Here is a 3,835-nt window from a genome sequence, read left to right as displayed (position 1 = left end):
AAGGCGATCGGCGCGGAGAACGTGGGCCTGCGGATCTCCCCGGGGAACACCGTGAACGGCATCGCGGAGACCGACACGGACACCCTCTACCCGGCGCTGGCCGAGACCCTGTCCGGCGACGGCCTCGCCTACCTGCACCTCACCACGATGAACCACGACCACCCCCTGTTCCCCCGCCTGCGCGCCCNNACGGCGGACAGCGCGCGGCGGAACAACTCCTCGCGGCCGGCGCCGACTTGGTGGCCCTGGGCCGCGCGTTCCTCGCGAACCCGGACCTCGTCGCCCGCATCCGGCGGGGCGCCCCGCTCAACGAGGTGCGGGACGCCCTGATGATGTACACGGGCGGCGAGAGGGGATACCTGGACTACCCGACCCTCGACGGACCGAGCCTCTACCAGCCGAGCCCGGACCGGCCCGCGCCGGGTCAGACCAGCGACGACAGGTACGCGGACGTCTTCTCCGGCTCGTAGAAGAAGTCCTCGAAGTCCGCCGGATCGTCGAACGCGTTGGCGAACCGGTCGGCGGCGGGCGGCAACTGCCCTGCCGCGCCAAGGAGGTTGACGACGTGCTCCGGCGGCGGCGCGAGCATCGCGTTGGTCCACTTCGTGACGTGCCGCGCGGTGTCCCAGTACAGCTCGAAGGTGGACCGCATCCACTCCTCGTCGAACTCCTTCTCCCCGCGGCCGAGGATGGCGGCGAGGTACGAAGCGGCGCATTTCGCGGCGGAGTTGGAGCCCTGGCCGGTGATCGGGTCGTTCGCGACGACGACGTCGGCGACACCGAGGACGAGTCCGCCGCCGGGGAGCTGCCCGACGGGGTTGCGGACGGTCGGGGCGTAGCGGCCGGCCAACGTGGCGCCCGCGTCGGTGAGTTCGACGTCGCGCGCCCGGTCGTACTCCCAGGGCAGGAACGTCTTCATCAACTCAAGGGTGAGGGACAGGTGTTCGGCGGGGTCCTTGACGCCGTCGAAGGCGTCGACGGGGCCGCCGGGCACGCCCTCCCAGAAGAGGATGTCCGCGCGGCCCGACGTGGTGAGCGTCGGCATGACGAACAACTCCCCCACGCCGGGTACCAGGTTGCAGCGGACGGCCTCCGTGCCGGGGTGTTCGGGGCGCGGGCCCAGGCCGTGGACGTACGCGACCGCGAGGGCGCGCTGCGGGGCGGCGTACGGGGAGCGTTCGGGGTCGCGGGCGAACATCGACACCAACTCGCCCTTGCCGGCGGCGACCAGGACGAGGTCGTACGTACGGGAGAAGTAGTCGAGGTCGCCGACTGCCGCGCCGTGGATGACCAGTTGGCCGCCGCGCTGCGCGAAGGTCTCCATCCAGCCGGCCATCTTCACGCGCTGGTCGACGGATTGGGCGTATCCGTCGAGGCGGCCGAGCCAGTCGATGGCGCGCTCGCCGGCCGGACCCGCGACCGAGACGCCGAGGCCCTCGATCTTCGGGGCCTGGCTCGCCCAGAAGTCGATCCCGAGGTCGCGTTCGTGCTGGAGGGCCGTGTGGAACATGCACTGCGTGGACATCACGCGGCCCGAACGGATCTCGTCCGCCGTCCGGTTGGACATCAGGGTGACCTCGTAGCCGTGCTGCTGGAGGCCGAGGGCGAGCTGGAGGCCGGACTGGCCGGCCCCCACGACGAGTATCTTCCGCATGCGGGGAGTCGCTCCTATTCGGGTGTTTCGTCGAGCGCGTGCGTCACCAGGGAGAGCAGGGTGTCGATGACGGAGATCCGGCGGCGGGCGTCCATGACGACGACCGGCACTTTCTGAGGGATCATCAAAGCCTCGCGCACGTCGTCCGGTTCGAAGCGTTCGGTGCCGTCGAAGTGGTTGACGGCGACGACGTACGGCAGTCCGCAGCTCTCGAAGTAGTCCAGCGCCGGGAAGCAGTCCTTCAGGCGGCGGGTGTCGGCGAGGACCACCGCGCCGAGCGCGCCGCGCACCAGGTCGTCCCACATGAACCAGAAGCGCTGCTGGCCGGGGGTACCGAAGAGGTACAGGACCAGGTCGTCGTCCAAGGTGAGGCGGCCGAAGTCCATCGCGACGGTCGTCGTGAGCTTGTGCGGGGTGGCGCTCAAGTCGTCGGTGGCGGCGGAGGCTTGAGTCATGAGCGCCTCCGTCTGGAGGGGCGTGATCTCCGAGACGGCCGTGACCAGCGTCGTCTTGCCGACGCCGAAGCCTCCGGCGACGACGATCTTCGTGGCGACGGGGGCGCGGGTGCGGTCCGTCTGCCAGGACTTCAGGTTCTCGTCCTCGTCGACTCCCCATCCGGGGACGCGGTCAGAGACGACGGAGTCCACTCAGCACCCTTTCCAGCAGAGCGCGGTCGGGGCGGCCCGTACCGTGGGCGGTACCGGTGCCGTACACCCGGATCTTTCCCTGGTCCGCGAGGTCGCTCAGCAGGACCCGGACCACGCCGAGCGGCATGCGCAGCAGCGCGGCGATCTCGGCCACGGTCCGCATGCGGCGGCACAGTGCGACGATCGCGGCGAGCTCGGGGAGGCCGCGGAAGTCTTCCTGACGGTTCGTCAACTCCTTGTGTTCCTCGGGCGCTTCGAGCGCCGCGACGAAGGTCTCGACGAGGAGGACGTGACCGAAGCGGGTGCGTCCGCCGGTCAGGGAGTACGGGCGGACCCGGGCCGGGCGTCGGCCGGCGCCGCGTACCGGGAGTTGGTTCCTGGTCATCGCGCGCCTCCTTCCGCCTCCAGCGACTTCCGTAGTTCCGTGCGGAGTTCGGGAGTCAGGACGTGTCCGACGCGGCCGACGAACAGGGCCATGTGGTACGCGACGACGCTCATGTCGACGTCCGCGTCGCCGTGCACTCCGAGCAGGGAGCCGTCGCTGATCGACATCACGCACAGGCTGCCGTCGTCCATCGCGACCATCGTGTTCTTCACGCCGCCGAAGTCCATCAGGCGGGCGGCGCCCAGCGTCAGGCTGCCGATGCCGGAGACGATCGTGGCGAGGTCGGCGGACGAGCCTCTCGGGCCTGCCCGTTTGCTCGAACTCTCCTCTTTCGCCCGGCTGTTGGCGCCGGGATCGGAGGACAGGAGCAACAGGCCGTCGGAGGAGACCACGGCCACGGACTGGATGCCGGGGACCTCCTCCACGAGGTTGTTCAACAGCCAGTGCAGGTTACGGGCTTCGCTGCTCAGGCCGAAGGTACTGGGCGCGGTCAACTGCTTGCCTCCTCGACGGTGCCCCCCGTGGTGTCCCCGGCATGTCCCTGCGTGCTGCCCTCGACTCCCCTTTCCTGCGAGGGCAGTTGAGAAGGCAGCTCCCCGCTGACCGTCTCCTCGGCGAGCTCCGACTCGGCGTCCCGGTACCCGGCGACGGCCCCCCGCCGGAACCCGCCCAGCTTCTTCCGCAGCGCCTCGGCATCGACGCCGCCCGCCGCCCTCGGCCGCACGACCTCCTCGGGCGCGGCCACCTTGGGCGTCCGCTTGGGCAACCCCTTCGCGGTGACCTGCTCCTCGGGCTCGGCCCGGGAGTGCTCCACCGACTCGGGGTACGGCTCGGCTTGGGTACGCGGCGCGGTGTCGGTACGCGGCCCGGTGTCGGTACGCGGATCAGCTTCGGTACGCGGCTCGGCGCCGGTACGCGGCCCGGCTTCGGTACGCGGCTCGGTGTCGGCGCGGGGAGCGAAGCCGGCGCGCGGATCGAGCCCGGCACGCGGGTCGTCAGCGGCACGCGGAACCGATTCGCTGCGCGGCTCCGGCGGAAGCGAGAGGACCATGGTCGTCTCGGAGGAGACGGGCGGCTCGACGAACTCGTCGGGCTCGGCGACGTCCGGGGCTTCGGGGTCGGCTGCGTCCGGGGCCTCAGGCTCGGCGC

Annotated in this window: 4 protein-coding genes and 2 pseudogenes; 1 reads left to right on the top strand and 5 read right to left on the bottom strand. The window is 70.9% G+C overall.

What is annotated here, in order from left to right:
* Positions 1 to 189: 189 nt before the first annotated feature.
* Positions 190 to 470: pseudogene (locus AOK24_RS51495) on the top strand (hypothetical protein); the annotation flags it as partial.
* Here AOK24_RS51495 and AOK24_RS34165 read toward each other — a convergent pair.
* The 5 genes and pseudogenes from AOK24_RS34165 to AOK24_RS49910 all read right to left on the bottom strand — a co-directional run.
* Positions 425 to 1,654 carry a styrene monooxygenase/indole monooxygenase family protein gene (locus tag AOK24_RS34165; RefSeq protein WP_055723886.1) on the bottom strand — a complete coding sequence of 410 codons (1,230 nt, stop codon included), beginning with the start codon at positions 1,652 to 1,654 and terminating at the stop codon, positions 425 to 427. The pseudogene AOK24_RS51495 and the gene AOK24_RS34165 sit on opposite strands and share 46 nt — an antisense overlap.
* A 14-nt stretch (positions 1,655 to 1,668) precedes the next feature.
* Positions 1,669 to 2,301: a GTP-binding protein gene (locus AOK24_RS34160; RefSeq protein WP_055723885.1), complete on the bottom strand. Its 633-nt coding sequence runs from the start codon at positions 2,299 to 2,301 to the stop codon at positions 1,669 to 1,671.
* Entirely contained in the window at positions 2,282 to 2,686 is a 405-nt protein-coding gene (locus AOK24_RS34155) for a DUF742 domain-containing protein (RefSeq protein ID WP_055723884.1), read from the bottom strand. The genes AOK24_RS34160 and AOK24_RS34155 overlap by 20 nt, the downstream gene beginning before the upstream one ends.
* Positions 2,683 to 3,180, bottom strand: coding sequence for a roadblock/LC7 domain-containing protein (locus AOK24_RS34150; protein ID WP_055723883.1), 498 nt, complete (start codon positions 3,178 to 3,180; stop codon positions 2,683 to 2,685). The genes AOK24_RS34155 and AOK24_RS34150 overlap by 4 nt, the downstream gene beginning before the upstream one ends.
* A pseudogene (locus AOK24_RS49910) lies at positions 3,177 to 3,835 on the bottom strand (histidine kinase); the annotation flags it as partial. The gene AOK24_RS34150 and the pseudogene AOK24_RS49910, both read right to left, overlap by 4 nt.

Origin of the sequence: Streptomyces niveiscabiei (assembly GCF_001419795.1) — a bacterium.
In the GTDB taxonomy this organism is placed as follows: Bacteria; Actinomycetota; Actinomycetes; order Streptomycetales; family Streptomycetaceae; genus Streptomyces; species Streptomyces niveiscabiei.
This window is presented reverse-complemented; position numbering and strand designations above follow the sequence as displayed.